This window comes from Ktedonobacter racemifer DSM 44963, assembly GCF_000178855.1.
GTDB lineage: Bacteria > Chloroflexota > Ktedonobacteria > Ktedonobacterales > Ktedonobacteraceae > Ktedonobacter > Ktedonobacter racemifer.
This window is the reverse complement of the sequence record NZ_ADVG01000001.1, coordinates 2,598,722-2,621,194: the sequence shown is the minus strand read 5'-3', so window position 1 is coordinate 2,621,194 and position 22,473 is coordinate 2,598,722. Positions and strand designations below refer to the sequence as shown.

The 22,473-nt window shown below is 51.9% G+C and carries 15 protein-coding genes and 1 CRISPR repeat array; of the genes, 12 read left to right on the top strand and 3 right to left on the bottom strand.

The window, feature by feature from the left end:
- Positions 1-262: 262 nt before the first annotated feature.
- The 10 genes from KRAC_RS11340 (at position 263) to cas2 (ending at position 12,132) form a co-directional block, all read left to right on the top strand.
- A complete protein-coding gene (locus KRAC_RS11340; protein ID WP_007907040.1) occupies positions 263-1,390 on the top strand; it encodes a helix-turn-helix transcriptional regulator in 1,128 nt (375 codons plus the stop codon).
- 303 nt (positions 1,391-1,693) lie between these two features.
- The gene (gene cas10d, locus KRAC_RS11335) at positions 1,694-4,315 is read left to right on the top strand and encodes a type I-D CRISPR-associated protein Cas10d/Csc3 (RefSeq protein ID WP_007907037.1); all 2,622 of its coding nucleotides are present in this window, start codon (positions 1,694-1,696) and stop codon (positions 4,313-4,315) included.
- Positions 4,312-4,773: a hypothetical protein gene (locus KRAC_RS11330; RefSeq protein WP_007907035.1), complete on the top strand. Its 462-nt coding sequence runs from the start codon at positions 4,312-4,314 to the stop codon at positions 4,771-4,773. The genes cas10d and KRAC_RS11330 overlap by 4 nt, the downstream gene beginning before the upstream one ends.
- Before the next feature lie 70 nt (positions 4,774-4,843).
- On the top strand, positions 4,844-5,854 hold the full coding sequence (gene cas7d / locus KRAC_RS11325; protein ID WP_007907034.1) for a type I-D CRISPR-associated protein Cas7/Csc2: 1,011 nt from the start codon (positions 4,844-4,846) through the stop codon (positions 5,852-5,854).
- 18 nt (positions 5,855-5,872) lie between these two features.
- Positions 5,873-6,601, top strand: coding sequence for a type I-D CRISPR-associated protein Cas5/Csc1 (gene cas5d / locus KRAC_RS11320; RefSeq protein WP_007907033.1), 729 nt, complete (start codon positions 5,873-5,875; stop codon positions 6,599-6,601).
- A gap of 55 nt (positions 6,602-6,656) precedes the next feature.
- Positions 6,657-9,131, top strand: coding sequence for a type I-D CRISPR-associated helicase Cas3' (gene cas3, locus KRAC_RS11315; protein ID WP_007907032.1), 2,475 nt, complete (start codon positions 6,657-6,659; stop codon positions 9,129-9,131).
- A 35-nt stretch (positions 9,132-9,166) separates the two neighbouring features.
- Positions 9,167-10,099, top strand: coding sequence for a CRISPR-associated endoribonuclease Cas6 (cas6, locus tag KRAC_RS11310; RefSeq protein WP_007907030.1), 933 nt, complete (start codon positions 9,167-9,169; stop codon positions 10,097-10,099).
- A gap of 9 nt (positions 10,100-10,108) precedes the next feature.
- Positions 10,109-10,717 carry a CRISPR-associated protein Cas4 gene (cas4, locus tag KRAC_RS11305; protein WP_007907028.1) on the top strand — a complete coding sequence of 203 codons (609 nt, stop codon included), beginning with the start codon at positions 10,109-10,111 and terminating at the stop codon, positions 10,715-10,717.
- A gap of 2 nt (positions 10,718-10,719) precedes the next feature.
- The gene (gene cas1d, locus KRAC_RS11300) at positions 10,720-11,814 is read left to right on the top strand and encodes a type I-D CRISPR-associated endonuclease Cas1d (protein ID WP_007907024.1); all 1,095 of its coding nucleotides are present in this window, start codon (positions 10,720-10,722) and stop codon (positions 11,812-11,814) included.
- Between the two features lie 9 nt (positions 11,815-11,823).
- Complete coding sequence (gene cas2, locus KRAC_RS79435; RefSeq protein WP_007907022.1) at positions 11,824-12,132, top strand: CRISPR-associated endonuclease Cas2; 309 nt, start codon at positions 11,824-11,826, stop codon at positions 12,130-12,132.
- Positions 12,133-12,327: 195 nt separating this feature from the next.
- Positions 12,328-18,211: a CRISPR direct-repeat array (repeat unit 37 nt; unit sequence GTCTGAAGAGGTAAGCTCCCGCCTGAGGGATTGGAAC).
- A gap of 228 nt (positions 18,212-18,439) precedes the next feature.
- On the opposite strand, the gene KRAC_RS61295 is transcribed toward cas2, so the two are convergent.
- From KRAC_RS61295 to KRAC_RS11280, 3 genes are read right to left on the bottom strand one after another with little or no spacing between them, the layout of a single operon-like run.
- The gene (locus KRAC_RS61295) at positions 18,440-19,177 is read right to left on the bottom strand and encodes a VCBS repeat-containing protein (protein ID WP_007907021.1); all 738 of its coding nucleotides are present in this window, start codon (positions 19,175-19,177) and stop codon (positions 18,440-18,442) included.
- A complete protein-coding gene (locus KRAC_RS11285) occupies positions 19,177-19,599 on the bottom strand; it encodes a hypothetical protein (RefSeq protein WP_007907020.1) in 423 nt (140 codons plus the stop codon). The genes KRAC_RS61295 and KRAC_RS11285 overlap by 1 nt, the downstream gene beginning before the upstream one ends.
- A 58-nt stretch (positions 19,600-19,657) precedes the next feature.
- On the bottom strand, positions 19,658-20,146 hold the full coding sequence (locus KRAC_RS11280) for a hypothetical protein (protein WP_244422017.1): 489 nt from the start codon (positions 20,144-20,146) through the stop codon (positions 19,658-19,660).
- Positions 20,147-20,465: 319 nt separating this feature from the next.
- Between KRAC_RS11280 and KRAC_RS65735 the strand changes: the two genes are divergently transcribed.
- Positions 20,466-20,669: a helix-turn-helix domain-containing protein gene (locus KRAC_RS65735; RefSeq protein ID WP_007907018.1), complete on the top strand. Its 204-nt coding sequence runs from the start codon at positions 20,466-20,468 to the stop codon at positions 20,667-20,669.
- 550 nt (positions 20,670-21,219) lie between these two features.
- Positions 21,220-22,473: a helix-turn-helix domain-containing protein gene (locus tag KRAC_RS11275; RefSeq protein WP_007907017.1), complete on the top strand. Its 1,254-nt coding sequence runs from the start codon at positions 21,220-21,222 to the stop codon at positions 22,471-22,473.

The following is a 22,473-nucleotide window of genomic DNA, read 5'->3' as shown; positions in this document are numbered from 1 at the left end:
AGTCTTTCCTGTGTCAAGGGGAAGGAGCGGTCGTGTAAAACTGGAGTGAGGGCTTGAGGAATGAATTACTTGCGACAGTTATACTCTGTCCTTGAAGGCCAAAAACGGATCATTTTCTAGAAATGAATTACTTGCGATCCTCCGCTTGAGGGATTGGAACGGGACGCTGTGCAATGTAGTCAAAATACGCCGGTCATGCTCTGGATTGGGGTCAGAAGAGGAAAGCCCCCGCTTGAGGGATTGCAAAAGGAGGATCGATATCATGAGTGGGAGTTATGTATTTGATGATGGGATGGAGCGCGGGGAGGGCAATAGTGGGGGGCTGAAGCATGAGTCGGCGGAGCGTATTTTCCGCTTGCTTCAATTTCTCCTGGCGAATGAGTGTACGCGCAAGGATGTCTTTGAGCACCTGGCTTTTCACTATCGTATTGATAGAAGTGAGTTGGCAGATGACGCGGTGTCGAGGCGGGCGAATCGCATGTTCGAGCGCGATATTAAATTTCTAGAGGATCAGGGTTTCGAGATCAAGAAAGTACGGGGGAAGGCGCGTCCAGCTCGCTATAGTATTGTGAAGGGGTCTGGGCCGAGGGCAGCATTTCTGTTTACCGAGGCCGAAGTTGATAGCCTGGCGCTTCTGCACACGATCTTTGCGGACCCGAACCATTATACACAGGCCGATTCTCAACAGCCTTTGCCACTACAGCCACCGCGTAATCCCTTCTCCGAAGAGATGCAGGCGCTTATCGAGAAGTTTGTCTCAACCTTACCCCCCGAGCAGCAGGCCCGTTTTGAGCGCAATGTGCGTAAGCCTTTCGTCTATTTCAACCTCTCTACGGTGGCAGATTATCTGCCCTATCGCCCCACGGTCGATACTATTGTACAGGCTATTCTTCATCGCCAGCAGATTCAGTTCGACTATATGCCTACGCACCGTAAGCAGAATGTGATACGTCATGAACACATTGACCCCTACTATATTACCTATATGGAAGGTCACTTCTATCTCATTGCCTATAGTCATAAGATGGCATCCTTCCTCGAATATCGCCTGGATCGTATTAAAGCAGAGAGCGTCCAGGAAGCACCGGATATGATCGATGTTGAACGTAGACGTCGCCCTGTCGAGTTTCGCTTCTGGATCGATGGTAATATTGCCAGACGCGGCTTGAGTCAGCGCTGGCTCACGCAAACGTTAGAGCGTGAGGAAGCCTACCTAGATGAGCAGGGGCGTGAACGGCGGCGCGTGCTTGTTCATGCGACGGCCTACAACGAGTGGCGCATCCTGCAACAGTTGCTCAAGTATGGCGATAAGGCTGAACTGGTAGAGCCTGCCCACTTACGCGAACAGATGAAACAGACCGTGCGTCGAATGCTTTCTCTGTATGAATAATTCTACCAAGCATTCTTTCAGGCAAAACCGTACTATGGGTGTGTATTGCAATGAATGAATATAAATGCTAAGCTTGAAATATACAAAGTTTTAGCAGTGAAATGTATTGCGATATTATATGTCGCATCAATGGTTGGAAGTGAAAATAAAAGTATTTTCTCCCGTTTTTAAAAACACCCCCAAATTCATCAAGACACGACACCACTCGTCGCTCACGTGTCCTATACTTGCAGCAAAGGGTTGAGAAAGGAGGTGAGCTAAACCTGTCGACTGCATTACATGTTGTTATGTTGGAGGTTAGACATGGAAGAATCTTCGGATATGAGCTGGGGCGTCTTTGGCCTTAGTTATCGTAGCCAGGATAGTTCACAGGTGTTGGAGAACTTTGTGAAGTATCTGGCGAATAAGAAGCTCTTGTACTACAAGAGCATTGTGCAGACTGGCGGCAAGGCTGGTGAGAGTCTATGGACGCATATACTCAATCTCGTTACCACGATTGAGAAGGTTCGCCCTCTCTTCGACCTCTCGGCAGTTGAGTATAGTACTGAGCTGCTTGCACTGGTTGCACACGACATTAATAAGCTCGATCCATATGGGAAGTTGCCAAATGGGCAGAGTGTTCGCTATGCCAATGCCGCCACTATAGAGAATTTATGGAGCATGCTGTCCGCGCTGGAGGTTGGGTCTTTTTTCCCTGATTGGGAAGACTATCTCAATGATATTAAGTACCTGGTGGATGCGCATCAGGAGAAGTCAACACAAGCTTCGCAGCATGATCAACGCCACCTGGAGCAGTGCCGCCTAGACGAGGAGCGCCTGGAGGGACCGCTACGCTACCTGATGAAGATGGCGGATATGGCGGATAACTCTCATTCAGGTGATTTCGCCTCGCACGACGAGAAGCATGTGCGTAGCAAACTGGTGCAGTATCTGAATGCAGCCCTCAATATGGCCGCGTATCCACGACGTTATCGTTTTATTGGTCATCGTCTGGCCGAGCTACGCGGTATCGAGACCAACATTATTCATAACTGTATTGTGGAGCACCTGCAAGAGACATATGGTAAAGAGGTCTGTATCGACCTTCTCTATCATCCTGAAGGCGTCGACTACCTGCTTGACTATACACTTCCTTTTACCTGGTCGGCTGTGGAGCAGCGGACTCTGGCCAGGAAGATTGCGCAGAAATTTGCCTGGCTGCAATCAGAACAGCTAGGGCAATTCATTAAGGCCAAGCCCTCAGGGATCAGCGTCGATGATGCCGCTATGCAGAGTGGCGCATCTTTAGAGCAGATCTTTACGCACATTACCAATATTGTTAAACGCAAGCGCTATAAGTTGGAGTGGCTTGAAGAGCGCAACACGTATATGCGCAAGGATCTCGAGGCGGTTCTGACAGCGCCAGAAGCTGACGCTTCTCTCAAAGAACGCGTTGTGGTCTTGTTGCAAGAGGCGCAACTGATTCCAACCGACGGGAAGAAGCTCGAGCTTGGTGAGTTTGCCATGGCATATCGCAATTTTCTCAAGGATCACCGCGAGGCGCACTTAAAAGCGCTCAAGCAGGATGCCTGGCAACGAGTCGCGCGTCTCTTTCAGCTTCCGGTGGAGCATGACCCGCTTTATAACCTTGTGAATCCGTATCGCCGTGGCTACTTTATGGCGCGCGACCTTCCTGATAGCCCACTTGAGGAGATGCTGGAGCAGGCACTGGCAGACCTGGCCCAGGTAGACGAAGAGTTCGTTGCTGTACAGGCCACGGGCAAGGGGAAGAAGCAGACAAAGCAAACTAGCATACAAGACGAACAGGAGAGCGAAGAGAATGCCCAGGCGTTGGCTCAGACGGCAACATACCTGGTGGATTATCTCGAACGCAACCTCCATGTCTGGGATAGCCTTGCTCCTTTAAATATCGAGAGTATCAACTTTATTGATAGCCTGCGGCGCTATGTTGACCAGAAGCGGCTCAAAGCGCAGTGCTGTTACTGTGGCAGTCCCCTCCAGGCAGAGGAGTGGATGGCGTTGCAGGTTCCACCCAGTATCGGGGTTCAGAGCTTCTCCAATCGTCTTGAAGCTGGAAGCTCGCGTGAACCCAAGCGCAACGTCTGTGACGTCTGCCGCGCCCAGTTTATTCTGGAGAAATTGGCCTGGCGCTCACACCGGGATAAGCAGGGAAACGATCAGTTGACTTTCTATATGCATCTCTTTCCCTACTCATTTTTCACGCAGCCCATGCTCCTGGCCTGGCGGGAGAGCATTGAACGCCTGCGGAATGGAGACCATACAGCGCTCTTTCTGGATACAGGCACCTACTTTCAGAAGTGGCAGGAGGAATATGTGGGCTTTCAGGTCGATGTACGCTTCTCCTACCGGGGCCTTCAAGGGATGAGCATTCCCACGTTCGCGGAAACGATGAGCAATACACCTGTGCTGCCATTTGTCCTGGAGGGGAATGGGTATGGGCAGAAATTTTTGAAGGCGCTTGAGCAGGCAGTATTGATTGCGCTCTGGTTTGATTGCCGCGTCCTCTTCTCGCGTTTGCCCACGCCTCTGCTCAATCTAGCAAATGAGCGCGTCGATGAGCAGCCAGTGGCGCTATTAGTCGAGAATACACCCCAGGTGCTGAGCTGGTTGCTGCCGCGTAACACGCTTACGCGCGAGGATCTTACTAAGCTCTGTCACATCTTGCGTGACTTACATCAGGTCGCGGCTCTGCTCTTAACGAAGGAGGAGGACCGCTATCCACTCATCTATGACCTGCTTGTCGCGGCAAGTACCGACCCGCTGGCTCTTTACCATGAGGTAGACCGGCGTATTGAGCGCCAGGTAGGCGCCAGGAGGAGCAAAAATCCAGAACACTTGGCGATTACCCTGAGCCAGCAAGTCGCGCCATTGCTGCATGCATTATTGGAAGGAGAAAAGGTATGATCGAACTCAAACACCTGGCAGTTCATGCTGCCCAGCATCGCATTAAAGGCCGTTCTTACAAACGGAACTCGCTACTGAAACCGCTTGACTTTATCCTGGATGCCCTGGATCGCTGCCCGGATACAACGAACGAGAATGAAATAGAGTTTGCCAAAGCCAGCAGTAAGGGCCAGATCTACGATCATGTGAAGCGGGTGTCCCAGGGCGTACACGAAGAGGATATCTACAAGTTTGTGGATCTCTTCTTTGAGGAAGTGCTCGCGAATGCTCACGGAGGTAATGTGAACAAACTGCTCCAACGTGAGCGAGCCATACGCAGCGCTTACCTGGTCTACATGCGCGAAGCGTTAGCGGCCATCTTTGTCGCCAGAGGCAAGGCCAAAACCGCTGATGCCGCCCTGCAAAGTATCGACCAGGACGCCATCGACGAGAATGACTTAGACGAAGAGAGCGCATAACATCGTCTTTCTTCTCAGGAACTGTTTGCTGCTCATCAAAGAGGAGCCAAATTGAAAAGGAGATATTACCATGAGCATGACCAGTCATATGAGCACCTTGAAAAAATACGAAGAGCACCTGATGGATGCTTATAACAACTTTCCCTATGGGCGCTACGTTAGCCTGATCGTGATCCGTAAAACCGAGTCAGAGACTATCTTTCGTACAGAGGGAAGCGGTGAGGGTCTCTCTAAGGAGATTGTGACCGCAGGCGCGAGCAAAGACAACGCGGGACCTTTACGCCGCGTCGTGATTAGCAAGCGTAAGCAGACTGCCGTCGAGCGGCGCGTTGGTCGCGAACTCCTGCGCGAGCACAAGTTGCTGAAAATGGTCACGGTCAACAAGGCGGAGCAGCCGTGCGCGCTCAATACCAATGCGCCCTGTGGGGAGTGCATCGATTGCATGGTCTATGGCTATGCCGTAGGTGGAGGCGGCGCGCAAAAGAGCCGCGTCATGACCGACGACGCCTATTCTATCGGCCCTGCCTCGCAGGTCACCGGCAGACGAACCTTCAACGCGACATTTGATAATGGGACCATGCGCAACCCCCTGACCGGTGCCGCCTCGACCTCCATCAACGAGGATGAGTATGTCTTGCCCGAAACCCACTTTCTGGACATCGAAACGCTCAAGGATGTGACGGCAGGTGAGTTGCAATATGTAATTGGAAACATCCTGCGTAGCAGCCGCTACGGTGCGATGAGCAGTCGCCTTGGGCGTGTTCGTAATACCCTGGCGGCAATCATCTTTAGCGATACAGAAATCTTTTCTAATCTCGAACTGACGCAACATGTCTACGATTCCCTGAAAGGAAGCGACAAGGAACTGGCATTTCCTCTCTCGGATTACACCATCAAGGAGGCGCTTAAGGAGGCGACAAATACCCTGATCAAGCGCGTCGTGGGGCGTCTTCCGGTTATTGTTCGCGATGCGGTTCTGGAGCAGATCATCGATGAGACGATTTCCCTTTATCGCAGTGAGAGCGATCTGCTCGCGCTGCTCCAGGAGATCGACCAGGGATATACCAAACAGAGTAAGTAGCCAGAAAGATCAAAGACGATGCAAATCTATCGCGCGATCCTGACCTTGCTGGAAAATACCTACTTTGCGAGCCGCGAGGTTGGGACACTCTATGAAAGCGAGCCGCTGGTCGGCAACTATGCGCTTACCTATGGGCTTGGCCTGTGTGCCGCGCCCTATGATTGGAGCGGTCCTCCACGCTATAAGCAGGACCTGGGGCCGCTGAATGAACGCGGACTCTATGTCACACCCGCAACCTTTCTTCCGGGCAAGCTGCGCTTCGCATTTAGCCAGTTCAATGCGCAAAGCGATAGCTACTACTTTCGCTTTGACCAAAATGCAATTGCCACAACGCCCAATAAGCGTGCGCGTGCGGCCAATTTTCCACAGAGTGGCAAGATACGCATGCTGGGGCTGGAGAGCCAGGCGCATTTCTACCTCTTCTCGCGAGAAGGAGAGATGCCCTTGCTCCCAGGCTATATCCGGCTTGGCAAATTCAATAGCAAGGCACGGGTGGAATGGGAGAGGCTAAATTTGCTCTCAGAGCAGCCGCGTGAGGCAGATGAGGAACTGCGTTTTTTCCTGAATGCCGTTGATCTGCCGGCATCTCTGGCAGGGAAATTGCGCGCCTTCTCCATCTACAACATCTATCCCGCGCCCTTGTTAAGCCAATGCCGCCTGGCTGGTCCCTTCTGGCAGGCAACTACAGCTCAGGGCGAGCGCGTCGTTCTTCCCGCTGGGATGCGTTATGGCGTCGATGCTTTGTAACGGTAACAGAGGAGCTGTCGGGAGACAGCTCCTCTCGCGAAGTGAGGCATGAGCAATGTTGTCTATCACCCTCCTGGAGCAGGATGAATACCAGTGGCTTGGCTATAATCCAGCGGAAAAACTCTTTCCCGCAGCTGAAGGTAAATTTCCTCTTTATCACCAATGGCGTACTTATAACGCGGAAGAGCCGATCATTGTGAACACGTATAATACCGGCACAGGCAAGGCAAAGGCAGCCCTACTACGCCTGCTCAAACGCGTTGAGAAGAAAGGCAGGCAGAGGCTCAGTCCCACCAGGGACAATGTGCTGTTGATCGCGCCAACCAATGAGTTGCTGGCACAGCACGCACGCGACGCCGAAGACTTTTGCAAGCAGTGTGACCTGCCTTACCGGGTAGTTCCTCTCACACGGGAAACACTGGATGAGGGAGCGCTCATTGGCGAAGAAGAGTTTAAGCGCGCGAGAAAGCTCCACTACATTCTCAATAATAGTAGCCAGCTCGATAAAGATCTGACGAAGCGTGCAACGATATATGTTGTCAACCCGGACATCTTCTATTACGCGATCTACTTCTGCTACAACTCCGTTGATCGGCAGTCTCTGTTTGATGACTTTATGCGCTTGTTTAACTACGTCATCATTGACGAACTGCACTATTATAGCCCCAAACAGCTCGCAGCCTTTCTCTTCTTCATCAAGTTCTCGCATGACCGGGGCTATATCGAGAGCGCTTCAAAACAGCGGCAATTCTGTATCCTCACAGCCACGCCACGCCCGCAGGTAAAACGCTACCTGGAGCATCTTGATCTGCCTGTAAACTGGATTGAACCCGGACAATCCATTCCGCCTGAAGACGTTCCATTCCTTCAGCCAATACGAGCGCTCACCCGTGTCCAACTGCGTGTGTATAATACCGAAGAGTTACAGCAGGGTGAGCAATTGAGTGGCTTGCTGCAACTGGTTCGCCAGGAACGTGGGCAGGTACGAGCGTGGTTGGACGAAAAGCTGGATGGCGCCATTATCTCGAGCTCGCTTGGAATGATCAGTAATATCCATGCCGCGCTCAAGCCATATGTGCGCGATGAGGAGATAGGACGCGTTACGGGAGCGCAACAAAAGTCTGATCGTGAAGTGGCGAAAGAATGTCCGCTAATCCTGGCAACACCTACTGTCGATATCGGCTACAACTTTGAGCGCTCACAGCCTAAAGCGCGCCAGAATATTGACTTCCTCTTCTGCGATGCCTCCTCTGGCGATGAATTGATCCAGCGTATAGGGCGTGGCGGGCGCGTACTGGCGAAAGCGGAAAAGGAGTCGGTCAGTTACGCCCTGGTCGTGCTAAGTCCGCATGATTACAAGGTCCTTGAACCCTATGCTGGGCAGGAGCTAGAACGCGCGCGATTTGCTGCCTTGACGCAGGAGATGGCAAAGAAGAATGATCTCTATGCCTATGTCAAAACAGGGACGCTTCTCGAAATCTTTCGCCCAATAAAGTTTCTAAAAGAAGGCATGTCTGATCAAGAGCGGCAGCAATTTGATGTCTTCTTTGAGGATTTGCGGCGCTTCTTTGCTGGTACCGAGGATGCAGTCCTTCCCTCCGTAACGTTTTCGAAGACTTACAAGATGGTGAAGAAGCTTGATGAATGGCAGACGTTTTATGGCGGTCTTGGGCTGGTGCCTCAAGAGGCCTTTGACACTCTTCCTCTCTTGCTGGAGGAGCGAATACGTTGGCAACCTGAGACCTTTCAGGATGACCATACGCAGAAGTGCCTGGAGGCGTTCTTTAAGCGCTTGCGAAGTATGCATTGGCCAGCAGGCACTTCTGCTGTGACTATGGTGCAGACATTACAGGATGACCTCTGCGCTTATTATAAAGAGCGGGCGAGATTTAGCTTTCGTGAGAGCTTTCAGCCGCCAGCTGCGCTAGCGTACGATCCAGAGAATCTGCACTCTTCGCGCTCTATCGCCAGCTACAATGCCCTCCATTTTCTCAGGTATTATGACGCGCCCTTCTACGAGACCTATGCCAAATGGGAACAGGATACACATCAGTCTGTACCAGCTTCCTTGCGAGAGGATGCGCTGACCTATTGCCACCTGCATCGACTACGAGATACCCCACTGCGTATTGGTTTGAAGCTGGATGCTCGTGACTATACGCGTGATGCCTGGGAAGAAAAGTTTGCCTACCAGGTCACAGCCATCTATGGACTGGAACTGGTCTGTTTAAGTGAGCATAGCGGTTTGAAGAAGTCCGTGCGAGAGCTCTTTCGCAGGCAGTATGTGCCAGCGTTTCTGGCATCGAGTAGCAGCGACAGCCGCACACGGGCCGAAATCCATAAACTAAGCAAGCAGGCCAGATTTTCTTCGCTTCCACTGGAAGTCACATTTATGGATGGACGCTGTCTTCCCTACGATGCGATTCTAGGAACCATGGCATTTCAGCTCTGTGCAGAGCTACCGTACTGGGCAATGACAAAAGATCGGCGTGTCACGCAACGCGAGGACGATGCGCCTATTATCTGCTAGAAGTAGCTATAAGATCAGAGAGAGGAACAGGCACAATGACGACGACAACGGGAGATCTCTTTGCCATTATGCTCCGACTCCATCCAGTTGAGGCAAAGAAGGTGCCACTGAGTTCGGGGCACCTGATACAGTCAGCCTTTCTGGATATTATTCGCCAGGGCGATCCAACGCTTTCGGAGTGGTTGCATCGTCCCAATCAGCGCCGCCCCTACACACTGGGATTACTGGGCTTTCATCATCTCTCGACGAAGCAGCGCATCGCGGCTATGTATGAGAACCGCATGATGGAGGTCATGCCGGGCCAGTATTACTGGCTGCGCATCACGCTGCTTGATACAACCCTCTTTCAAACCTTCCTGCAATACCTGATCACGAAGGCGCATGCGTTGCGCGTGCGTATTGGAGAGGCGCATTTCGAGATCAGCCGTATTCTCAGTAGTACCGAACCGGAACAGGCTCAGCAGAGCTGGGCAGGACATACCACATTTCAGGATTTGCACGCGCTTGAGCCAGCCAGAAAGCGTTATCCCTTTGAGTTCGCCAGTCCAACCGCCTTTAGTAAGGGGCAGCGCCCCTGGGGCAAAATGCTCACGCTCCTGCCCGAGCCGAGCACTGTTTTTGAGAGCCTGGCGCGTCAATGGGAAACCTTCGCACCTGCTGGCTTGCATCTCTCCGATGAAGGCCTGACGGCCCGCCAGTTTGAGGCCTGGTGCATGGAAAATATTGTGGTGCAGCACTACGACCTCCAGACCTGCTATGTCCCCGCTGGCAACTTTGGCCATACAGGCTTTCTCGGTGAAATCACTTACGAGGTCAAAGGTAATCCTGGTAGCCCGGAGGCACGCTGGCTCACCACGCTGGCTCGCTTTGCCTTCTACAGCGGCACCGGCTCGAAGACCACCATGGGCATGGGCCAGACCCGTTGTATAGTGCAAGAGATACAGCCCAAAGCACTCAAAGAGGCTTAGGAGGTATATATGGAGAGGCGACCCCAACCAGAAACCATCCCAATCTCTTATCTCAATGCCTTTGAATATTGCCCACGGCGCTTCTACTACGAATTTGTGCTTGGGGATATGATCGTGAACGAATTTGTGCTTGAAGGAACACTCCTTCATCAAAATGTAGATGTTCCTGGTAAGCATACGCACGACGATGATGAAGTCCAGGTTACCCGTCTCCACCTATATAGTGAGATACTGCGTCTCTCGGGCTTCGCTGATATTACTGAGGAAGAGGGTAACAATCTTATTCCAGTTGAATACAAACATGGGAAAGAAGGTAAATGGCTCAATGACCATGTGCAGCTCTGCGCACAGGCTCTCTGCCTGGAGGAGCGATACGCGCGGCCAGTTCCACATGGCTACATCTTTTATTATGGATCGCGCAAGCGTGTTCAGGTTCTTTTCACAGAGGCACTACGCCGCAAAACACTGAATACTATTCAGTTTGCCTTGCAGATAGCTGTTGCGCAGACGTCGCCACCTCCGCTTCAAGGGAAAGCAGCGACGCGTTGTCGTGATTGTAGCCTGCGTCCTCTCTGTTTACCAGAAGAAGTAGCTTTTCTGCAAAGAGAAGGAAGATAATCATGCCCACACTCTACCTGACGGAAGATCGCGCGCTTGTGCGACGAGATACTGAGGATTGCCTGCTTGTACAGATCCCTGAGCAGCGTAACCCAGAGGGGGAAACGCTTGTGGCGGCATGTAAACGCCGTATTCCTCTGATTAAAGTAGAGAATGTCGTTGTCATGGGAGAGGTGACTTTAACATCTTCGGCGCTCCACATGCTCCTGGAGAAAAACATTGAGATTCATTTCTTAAATCGCCTGGGGCAATTCAAGGGGAGACTTTCGCCGGAACTGACGAAAAACTCGCTTTTGCGTATGGCTCAGCATAGGGCTCATAACGAGCCACAACAACGGGCTGAAATTGCCAGGAGATTTGTCGTTGGAAAACTCTCTAATCAACGTACCATGCTACGTCGCCAGCAGCGACGTCAATCTACCGATACATTCATTATCTCGATAGATCGGATGAGCGATATCATTCAAAAATTGCTTTTGCTTTCACCAGAGGAGGAGATCGCACCAACTCGTGTAAGCGGAGATAATGGTATCAGTGGTACCCAATTGGAGAGCATTCTTGGATTCGAAGGAGCAGGAAGCGCGCTCTACTTCCACTGTTTTAGCGATATGCTTGTGGAACCTGAAAGCTGGTCATTTCATGGACGGGTCAAACGTCCTCCCACTGACCCAGTCAACGCTTTGCTCAGCTATGGCTATGCTCTCCTCACAAGCCAGGTTTCAAGTGCTGTACAACAAGTTGGCTTTGATCCATACATTGGCTACCTGCATAGCTCCTTTTACGGTCGTCCAGCCCTCGCTCTCGATATCATGGAGGAATTCAGGCCTATTATTGTCGACTCAGTTGTATTGAGCTTGCTCAACAGGCATATGCTGACCCCGAAGGATTTTCAAGAAGAGCTCGGTACATATCGCCTGAAGAAGGAGCCGCGCAAACTCTTTCTTACCAAATTTGAAGAGCGGCTCAACGAAGAAATAACACATCCTATCTTTGGATACAAAACAAAGTACCGGCGCTGTATCGAGTTACAAGCCCGCCTACTGGCGAAATATCTCACGGGGGAAATCAAAGAATATCCGGCTCTGACCATACGCTAGGGAGGGAGTATGGCAAAAGACACAGTGACATCAGGGAGTTCCACCACTTGCTATATCATCGCGTATGATATTCCAGATGATAAACGCAGAATAAAGATTCACAAAATTCTCTCAGGATTTGGAACCTGGACCCAGTACTCTCTGTTTGAATGTTTTCTCTCGAAGAAAGAGCTAGTCTTGCTTAAATCCAAGCTGGCACGGTATACTAGGGATACAGAAGATAGCATACGCTTCTATCCACTTTGCGTTCACTGCCTGGAAAAAGTGGAAACCGTAGGAGGAGCGCCTCCTGCTGAGGCCACCATTTTTATTGTGTGAAACGTAATGACACATCGCGCGGGAACCACCTGCACCCATGGTCCTGAGCTCAGGTTCCCGCAAGGCTCTAGAAGCCATCTAAGCACCTTTCCAACCAAAAATGCCTAAAATTTGCCTCCAAAAAAGCGCCAAAAAGCGAGGTTTCCGCAAACAGCATTGCCACCCCGCCTCCCAGGCCGCGCGGGAACCTCCGCCGTCTGAAGAGGTAAGCTCCCGCCTGAGGGATTGGAACAGTGGCTTTTTGGCGTACTACTCCGGGTCATTGTGGTCTGAAGAGGTAAGCTCCCGCCTGAGGGATTGGAACAGATCATGGGAGCGGTTCACAATTCGCAAATCTCACGTCTGAAGAGGTAAGCTCCCGCCTGAGGGATTGGAACTTGGTATAATCCGCCACATCCAACCTATCTCGCTTGGTCTGAAGAGGTAAGCTCCCGCCTGAGGGATTGGAACAAGGAGATACCCAACATGTCAAACATTCCTAGTGGTGTCTGAAGAGGTAAGCTCCCGCCTGAGGGATTGGAACGTCCAGACGGAGCCGTCCCAAATCATAATCACCAAGTCTGAAGAGGTAAGCTCCCGCCTGAGGGATTGGAACGTTGTCGATATGGATACGCCAGCCTTCCAAGCTATATGTCTGAAGAGGTAAGCTCCCGCCTGAGGGATTGGAACACGTTACCAGCTCGCGCGCCGCTTCCAGGCGTAACGTCTGAAGAGGTAAGCTCCCGCCTGAGGGATTGGAACATAGGTAAATTGACAGCACGTTGATTATTAGCTAGTGGTCTGAAGAGGTAAGCTCCCGCCTGAGGGATTGGAACTTGCCCATACAAGTGCGTTTACAATACCGAGCATCGTCTGAAGAGGTAAGCTCCCGCCTGAGGGATTGGAACACGTTACCAGCTCGCGCGCCGCTTCCAGGCGTAACGTCTGAAGAGGTAAGCTCCCGCCTGAGGGATTGGAACATAGGTAAATTGACAGCACGTTGATTATTAGCTAGTGGTCTGAAGAGGTAAGCTCCCGCCTGAGGGATTGGAACTTGCCCATACAAGTGCGTTTACAATACCGAGCATCGTCTGAAGAGGTAAGCTCCCGCCTGAGGGATTGGAACTTTCAGATTGATACGCATAGGAATATCCTTTCTTTAGTCTGAAGAGGTAAGCTCCCGCCTGAGGGATTGGAACATTAACTGGGAGTACGCCAGCCACTACCAATCACAGTCTGAAGAGGTAAGCTCCCGCCTGAGGGATTGGAACTTCGTCCTCCTCGGAGTCGGAGTTCTCCTCCTCAGGTCTGAAGAGGTAAGCTCCCGCCTGAGGGATTGGAACGAGGAACTGGAAAACCGCGCGGAGCAATTCTCCGCCAGGGTCTGAAGAGGTAAGCTCCCGCCTGAGGGATTGGAACCCATCGAGTTCCACCTCCATGGTGGTACACCCTCGACGTCTGAAGAGGTAAGCTCCCGCCTGAGGGATTGGAACCTCATAGTGTCGGACTATTGTAGGACGAGTACAGTAGCGTCTGAAGAGGTAAGCTCCCGCCTGAGGGATTGGAACCTTGTATTCAACTACCTGGTTGGCTACCCAATCGGCGTCTGAAGAGGTAAGCTCCCGCCTGAGGGATTGGAACATGACCGTAAAATAGAGATTATGGCGCTCATTCAACGTCTGAAGAGGTAAGCTCCCGCCTGAGGGATTGGAACCTTCCAGAACATGGCGGCACGATACATGCTCGCTTCGTCTGAAGAGGTAAGCACCCGCCAGAGGGATTGGAACTAAGTGCATACACATTGGGTCATGCTGTGATTGATGTCTGAAGAGGTAAGCTCCCGCCTGAGGGATTGGAACTGGTTTGACTTGTGTAGCAAGCTTGACCCAGTGATCAAGTCTGAAGAGGTAAGCACCCGCCAGAGGGATTGGAACGGATGTTGATAATCTGATTCACGTCAACTGCTTGGAGTCTGAAGAGGTAAGCTCCCGCCTGAGGGATTGGAACCTGGTGTGATTCCACCTGAATCTATGCAACTTTCACGTCTGAAGAGGTAAGCTCCCGCCTGAGGGATTGGAACGCTTCTATAAAAGTGGTATTGAGCGGCTGGCCATCTTGTCTGAAGAGGTAAGCACCCGCCTGAGGGATTGGAACTCTATGTTTTACTTCGCGCTTTACGTCCTTGACACCGTCTGAAGAGGTAAGCTCCCGCCTGAGGGATTGGAACGCGCTACTTTGCTAACAATAAATAAGTGCGGTATAAGTCTGAAGAGGTAAGCACCCGCCAGAGGGATTGGAACTTTAGCCTGGAAGATATGTTGCAGGTTAACGGCGACGTCTGAAGAGGTAAGCTCCCGCCTGAGGGATTGGAACTCCCAAAGTCGCATGACATATCTAAGGCCCTGGACAGTCTGAAGAGGTAAGCTCCCGCCAGAGGGATTGGAACCAGCGCGTCGGCGAGGCCGTGCAGGCCCCCGGCAGGCGTCTGAAGAGGTAAGCTCCCGCCTGAGGGATTGGAACCTGTTGATAAATCTCTCATGTCTTCAAATCATGCCGTCTGAAGAGGTAAGCTCCCGCCTGAGGGATTGGAACTAGAACAGACTGATTACTTTTCTTTAGATGCTAAAGTCTGAAGAGGTAAGCTCCCGCCTGAGGGATTGGAACTCCCAAAGTCGCATGACATATCTAAGGCCCTGGACAGTCTGAAGAGGAAAGCTCCCGCCAGAGGGATTGGAACCAGCGCGTCGGCGAGGCCGTGCAGGCCCCCGGCAGGCGTCTGAAGAGGTAAGCTCCCGCCTGAGGGATTGGAACCTGTTGATAAATCTCTCATGTCTTCAAATCATGCCGTCTGAAGAGGTAAGCTCCCGCCTGAGGGATTGGAACTAGAACAGACTGATTACTTTTCTTTAGATGCTAAAGTCTGAAGAGGTAAGCTCCCGCCTGAGGGATTGGAACTCTTTCATAAATTGCTGGTAGCGTTGATAAACAGCAGCGTCTGAAGAGGTAAGCTCCCGCCTGAGGGATTGGAACCTGCCTGAGCTCATCACGTACACCCCACACTTTTAGGTCTGAAGAGGTAAGCTCCCGCCTGAGGGATTGGAACAACACTATTTGCTTGCATATGCCACGCTTGCTCATAGTCTGAAGAGGAAAGCTCCCGCCTGAGGGATTGGAACAGATACGCCCCTATAAGCACTAACAGAAGAATAACAGTCTGAAGAGGTAAGCTCCCGCCTGAGGGATTGGAACTCCTTGACCAGCGAGAAGCGGCGCGCATCGTAGCCGTCTGAAGAGGTAAGCTCCCGCCTGAGGGATTGGAACAGTGCGTTTGTACTTTCCGGAACATTGCGCGCGTGTGACGTCTGAAGAGGTAAGCTCCCGCCTGAGGGATTGGAACACCACTGGTAACGGTTACCACTAAACAGCAAAGGAGTCTGAAGAGGAAAGCTCCCGCCTGAGGGATTGGAACACGAGCACTGGTGTCTCGAACGCAACTAAGCATGGCGTCTGAAGAGGAAAGCTCCCGCCTGAGGGATTGGAACTTTGAAGTTGGCCCGCTCATCCTCATCCTTGCCGGCGTCTGAAGAGGAAAGCTCCCGCCTGAGGGATTGGAACACGGCTACCTATCTCGGTGGCGGCCAGAATCACTACGTCTGAAGAGGAAAGCTCCCGCCTGAGGGATTGGAACGCTGATCATAGTGGTGCTGGGGATCATAGGCCAGAATGTCTGAAGAGGAAAGCTCCCGCCTGAGGGATTGGAACAATATCACGATCAATGCGCCAGCACGTACCAGGAAGTCTGAAGAGGTAAGCTCCCGCCTGAGGGATTGGAACTATTACTAGTAATACTGCTGCTGCTCTAGTAAGAGGGTCTGAAGAGGTAAGCTCCCGCCTGAGGGATTGGAACCGGCCCTCGGCCATCAGCCAGTGCTTATAGGCCGTCACGTCTGAAGAGGTAAGCTCCCGCCTGAGGGATTGGAACCGTTTAGTCTCTCCCCGATACTCCCCCTGGTTCTCCCGTCTGAAGAGGAAAGCTCCCGCCTGAGGGATTGGAACCGGTGCTTTTTACGTCCGGTGTAGGAGAGGGCGGAGTCTGAAGAGGAAAGCTCCCGCCTGAGGGATTGGAACGTTTCTCTCCAAGAACGCAAGGCAGAGAAGAATAGCGTCTGAAGAGGAAAGCTCCCGCCTGAGGGATTGGAACATGCCATATCCTTCCAATTCTCACCTTCTATCCAAGTCTGAAGAGGTAAGCTCCCGCCTGAGGGATTGGAACCCGCCCACCCCGGCGCAGATCGAGAAAGAGGGCAAGGTCTGAAGAGGTAAGCTCCCGCCTGAGGGATTGGAACTCGTTCTTTGAAGTAATCGGGTTTTATGAGAAGAGAGTCTGAAGAGGTAAGCTCCCGCCTGAGGGATTGGAACCCTGGCTGAGTAGTCAGCAAGTAGCGCCCGCAATTGCTGTCTGAAGAGGTAAGCTCCCGCCTGAGGGATTGGAACAGCAACACGCAGGTTGTGTGCGAGAGGGTGGGAGAGTCTGAAGAGGTAAGCTCCCGCCTGAGGGATTGGAACGTGCTGAAGAATGCACGACCAATTGAGCCTATCCCAGTCTGAAGAGGTAAGCTCCCGCCTGAGGGATTGGAACACGTACTGCTTCCGCCTTCTGCACGCGCTCGAAGCGTCTGAAGAGGTAAGCTCCCGCCTGAGGGATTGGAACAAGTAGAAGGTGCCTGCACGCTCTACTATCTCATCAGTCTGAAGAGGTAAGCTCCCGCCAGAGGGATTGGAACCGTTCCTATTTTGTCTGAGGACCTGATCAAATACCCGTCTGAAGAGGTAAGCTCCCGCCTGAGGGATTGGAACCGCTATAATTCTTCCCTCCTACATTGACTTCGATCGTCTGAAGAGGTAAGCTCCCGCCTGAGGGATTGGAACATAGCTTCTTGACAGCCTCTTCAGCCTGCTCAAAGTCTGAAGAGGTAAGCTCCCGCCAGAGGGATTGGAACGATGTCTTCTCGATAGGAAGAGGTGTAGGGATTGTAGTCTGAAGAGGTAAGCACCCGCCAGAGGGATTGGAACGATGTCTTCTCGATAGGAAGAGGTGTAGGGATTGTAGTCTGAAGAGGTAAGCACCCGCCAGAGGGATTGGAACAGGAAGGTGCGATTTAGTGGGATCGACCCACAACTTAGTCTGAAGAGGTAAGCACCCGCCAGAGGGATTGGAACGTGGCGGTGGTAGAGGTAGATAGATGAGTGTCGAAGTCTGAAGAGGTAAGCTCCCGCCTGAGGGATTGGAACTTATCACATTGCGGTGTTCAATGACGCGCGCGCGGCGTCTGAAGAGGTAAGCTCCCGCCAGAGGGATTGGAACCATACTGTTCACTCTCCTTGCCGTTTGCGAATCTCGTCTGAAGAGGTAAGCTCCCGCCAGAGGGATTGGAACTAAAGATACCTTCCGGTACTTCCATCTGGCGATAGCGTTCTAAGTCTGAAGAGGTAAGCTCCCGCCTGAGGGATTGGAACATGAAGCTGCAAAACAGAAGCACAACGAAAAAATCAAGTCTGAAGAGGAAAGCTCCCGCCTGAGGGATTGGAACATGTTGAGTTGCATACATTGAACGTGATACTTTGGAGTCTGAAGAGGAAAGCTCCCGCCTGAGGGATTGGAACAAGATGGAGAACTCTACGGAAATATTGATCGGTATCGTCTGAAGAGGAAAGCTCCCGCCTGAGGGATTGGAACATGTTGAGTTGCATACATTGAACGTGATACTTTGGAGTCTGAAGAGGAAAGCTCCCGCCTGAGGGATTGGAACAAGATGGAGAACTCTACGGAAATATTGATCGGTATCGTCTGAAGAGGAAAGCTCCCGCCTGAGGGATTGGAACCTTGATAAGTTTGCAACGCGGGTCTGGGATGCGCGCCGTCTGAAGAGGAAAGCTCCCGCCTGAGGGATTGGAACAAGGCAACGCGATACTACACGCAAGAAGATGACGGGGTCTGAAGAGGAAAGCTCCCGCCTGAGGGATTGGAACTGCCTAGTTTGCCGTGGTCCTCGCCGCCGTAACGTCTGAAGAGGAAAGCTCCCGCCTGAGGGATTGGAACACTGTCTATTGCTCATTGTTGTATCGTCCTCCATCATGTCTGAAGAGGTAGGTGTGATGGTCTCTCTACAGGAGACAACGACGTATTCATCCTCTCCGCTAAAGGTGACGCCCAGAAGGTCGTTGACGCGTTCTGTCAACATACGCATGGTTCGCCGTGTTCCCCTGGGGTCGCTTTCCTGGGGCTGCTGTGGCTGCTTGGTTTGGATGGGGTATGCTGGCGTGGCAATCACTCTCTTCCCTCCTTCATAGGTGTCGGGCTAAACACACCGTTTTCGTTCTTGTAGACGATACGCTGCTCTCCGACCGTGACGATCATGTCAGGCTTGCCGTCTCCGTCCAGGTCTTTGAATGTCACTTGTGCAGGAGTCAGGTCTTGGCTACTTCCTAACAACGCTATGCCTGTCTTGTAGGCGTGTGTCTTGCTTGGGTCGCCTGCTGGCAGTTCAATGACAGAAATCTGGCCGTGGAGATTGAGCACAATGAAGTGGGATGGGGTCGCGCTCGTGTCGTGGTTATGGCCGACCACGGCGTCAACCTGGTAGGTGCGGGGACGTCCATAGTGCAGGTCGTCTTGCCACGCTTGCCACTCCTGACTGACGATTCCAATTCCAAGCCATCCCCCAACCATCAGCACGCCTGCCAGTCCTACATAGGCAGGCCAACGGGGAATATGAAATGGCCTGGGAGTGCCAACGGGCAAGAGGGGTAGCTGCTGGTGCTGCCTCTGCTGCCTGGGTTGGTCGTGGACATACACACTGACCCGGCGCGTAGCCTGCGCGTCTGTCCTGGCTGGATGGTAGGTGCCTTGGCGTACCACACTGGTATGAGTGTGTGTCTCATACAAGGCATCTTCATCGATCTGGTCCTGGGTGTCTCTTTCCTCTCTCGGTGCTCTGGTCACGCGGTTTGTGCGTGTGGGCTGCTGGTCGGTTTCCAACATTGGGCGATAGCGAGAAGGGCGCATTATATTTTCCCCCTCTCGTCGCGTGCCGGCTTGGGAGTGGCGTCTTGCGCCTGTAACTTGCGCATCGCGTATTGGTAGAACGCTTCGTTCCAGCCACACACATAGCCATAGCGCCAAAGGGCCGGGCGCAAGGTATCGTACATCGCCCATAGCAAAGCGTTCTCTACATCCTGGGCAACGATCTCGCGCTTGGCAAAAGCCAGGGCGAGAAACTCACATCTTCCCGATTTCACCCCATTGTGAAAGGCTGGATCAGCACAGAGAAGGATGGTATCAATACCTGCGGGTTTCGTCTCGTCTGTCAGCTTGGGCGTATCTTCTGGGTGAAGACTAAACGAGGTCCCGACGCACTGATGTGAGGCGTCTTGTGGCTGTGCTTTCCCATAGAGGTGGGAGATGATGCCCGTTCTGTTCTGCTTCATGCGTTTCTCCTGTGGCCCCTCTTGTTGCTTGCACGCAACAAGAGGGGCTTGCTGTCAGCTAGAAATGCTTTCCTGCTACATGATCACTTGCTTCTTGTGAGGTCAGAAGCCCCTCGTTGACGTACTGAGCGACTTGAGCAATGTTGCTCTGGTCCTCGTGACATGGGCATGAGGGGTCACAACAAAACGGGTAGGTGATGCTGTGAAGTTGGTTGTCATTAGGGATCACAGGAAGAACGTTATCTCCGTAAGGAGCCAGCTCCTCAGTGCGCCTGCCAGGTGAAGCAGAGGGAGGTTGTTGAAACGCTTCAAGCAAGCCTTTCACCCATCCAATGACCCAGCCTGTATTCTCATAGGTCGAAGCAGGAAAGGCGAGCAGGCGATGAACCAGGTGTTCGTAGAGATCATGCTCGCTGAGAGGAGTTTGCTCGTTTTGATACGCCTGGTATCCCGCCTGGACGCCGCGAAAGAAGGCAACGTTCGAGATAGTGACTGGCCCATCAGCGAGATAGCCGGGGTGTAATTCCATTGAGGCTCTTTGTGACATGCACTTCATCTCTTTCTTGACTGGGGAGCCTCTATGCGCTATGCTGAGCACAGAGAACTCCGGGACTTGTAAGGTTTTTGTGTGTTCTCACTGACTGGCTTTCGTGTTCCAGACGAAAGTCAGTCCTTTTTATTTTGTTATCACCCCCTCGAATGGACAGTTTTAATTGGGTTTACTAATGCTTGACCGTTAACGTACGACTAAGTTTGTCACGTTACGACAAAGTATAATATGTGCGACAGTGTTTGTCAATCGTTGACAAGCTTTAATAGCAATGTTATTATTCAAGCATCAAATTTGTTCTTATGAGGCATTGATTGTGGAAGATGAAAATTTTTTAACCATTGAAGAGGCATGTGCTCGTCTGAAAATTTCAAGGCGTACTCTTGAGCGCTACACTACTAATGGTCGCATTAGAAGATACCGGCGTGGCGTGCGTGTATATTACAAATCTTCTGATGTAGATAAATTAGAGCAAGAACTAGAAGAGTATAAGCCTGAAGACTTGCAAGAAGACAAGTAAACATGGAGAGAAGGTCGGCTGAACGATTCTTCTCTTAAACAATTTTGTACTGTTATCTTTTGTCAGAATGATAAGTGCCTAATTTGCTGCTACATAAACCTTTACATGCCAGGTTTTTGAATGAAGCGACCACTGACTCAACTGGAGTCAGTGGTCGCTTCATTCAAAAACCTGAGCAAGATGATGTATGGATGAGCGCTGATGGATCTAAAACTGGCAATGTAGACTCTGATTAAGGAGAGTATTCTCAAACTTATTGCAATAGAAGATGAAGCTACCTCTCTTTGCTTGCCTTGTATTCGGTTGGAAATGCGCAATGCTGCTTGAATGGCTACCCACTTTCGCAGCAGGTAAACATCCTAATAAAAGTGTAAATTGTATTGAGTGTGAAAGCGAGATAAAATGGTGCTAGTGTACTGACTGTATGGTGACAGTTTGGTGCCAATGTTGTGTAATACTATTCTAGCTAAGGGAAAAGGCATCGACAGCGTGAGAATATCCGAGTACACTTGTTGTAGCAATGTGTTTGAGCTGAAGGGCCAGAAGAGGAATGGATACAAACGGGGAGCATCCGCTTCGCCGGTTGCGAGATAGCCTGAATATGTCGATTGATGACCTGGCTGCGAACTCGGGAGTTTCGGCCAGGACGATTCTACGCGCGGAACAGGGCAAGGCCCTTTATCCAGGATCGCGTAAGCTGTTGTGTCAGTATTTCAAGCGATCGCCCGAGGAGCTGGGTCTCTTGCCCTCATGGCGCTCTCAAAAGCGCGCCTCCGCCAGTGATCAGGTCCTTCTCTCTGGAGTGGATGATATGAGACGTCGTGAGTTGTTACGTGTCCTTAGCCTTGCTGGAAGCGCTCTTCTGTTCTCTGTGGATTGGGAGCAGGTAGGAAATACATTGGCGCATCCGGCTCATCTTGATGCGAAATCGCTTCAGTATCTCGAAGAAGTAAATCAGCACTACTGGCAAGCCTACCGTGCTGCCGCACAAAAGAGCGCTATTCTCAATGATGTGCTCTCCCATCTGAATGCTCTGGCCCAGGCATTGCGCGATGTACAGAGTGCTTCTCAACGGCAGCATCTGTGCATTCTGGCGAGCGATCTGGCTCAACTCTGTGGGGAGATCTTCTTTGATGCCAGCCTGTATATGGATGCTGCTCAGTGCTATACCTTTGCGGCCAATGCTGCCAGAGAGGCAAACGCCTACGATCTCTGGGCCTGTGCTCTGGTACGACATGCCTTTCTCCCAATCTATGATCGACACTTCCAAGAGGCCCTTCCCTTGCTCCAGGTCGCGGGGCAGATTGCAAAGCGTGGTGATGGCACACTTGTCACCAAATACTGGGTGGCGATGGTCTCAGCCGAAGCTCATGCGGGGCTAGGGGCGTTGGACGATTGCCGCCAGGCCCTTGACTTGGCCGAGGGCGTACGTGATGTAAAGCGCGGCATGAATGGCACCTGGTTACGATTTGACGGGGAGCGTATCCTGGAGGAGCGTGGTACATGTCTTGTGAAACTTGGGCAGGCTGATCTGGCAGAGCCAGCGCTCCAAGAGGCCCTTCTGCTCCATCCCGCACCCACCAGGCGCAGGGGAATGGTGTTATCAGACCTGGCACTGGCCGCCGCTATGCATGGAGAGATCGAGCGGGCATGTGCGCTGGGTAGCGAAGTGATACAGATTGCGCAGCTGGGCTCATCTGGCATGCTCAAGAAGAGCCTATCTCAGTTGCAGATGCAGCTCTCTCCCTTCGTAAGGAGTAGCAGTGTGAAGGATTTTAGCACGCAAATTCAGCTGTTAGTATAA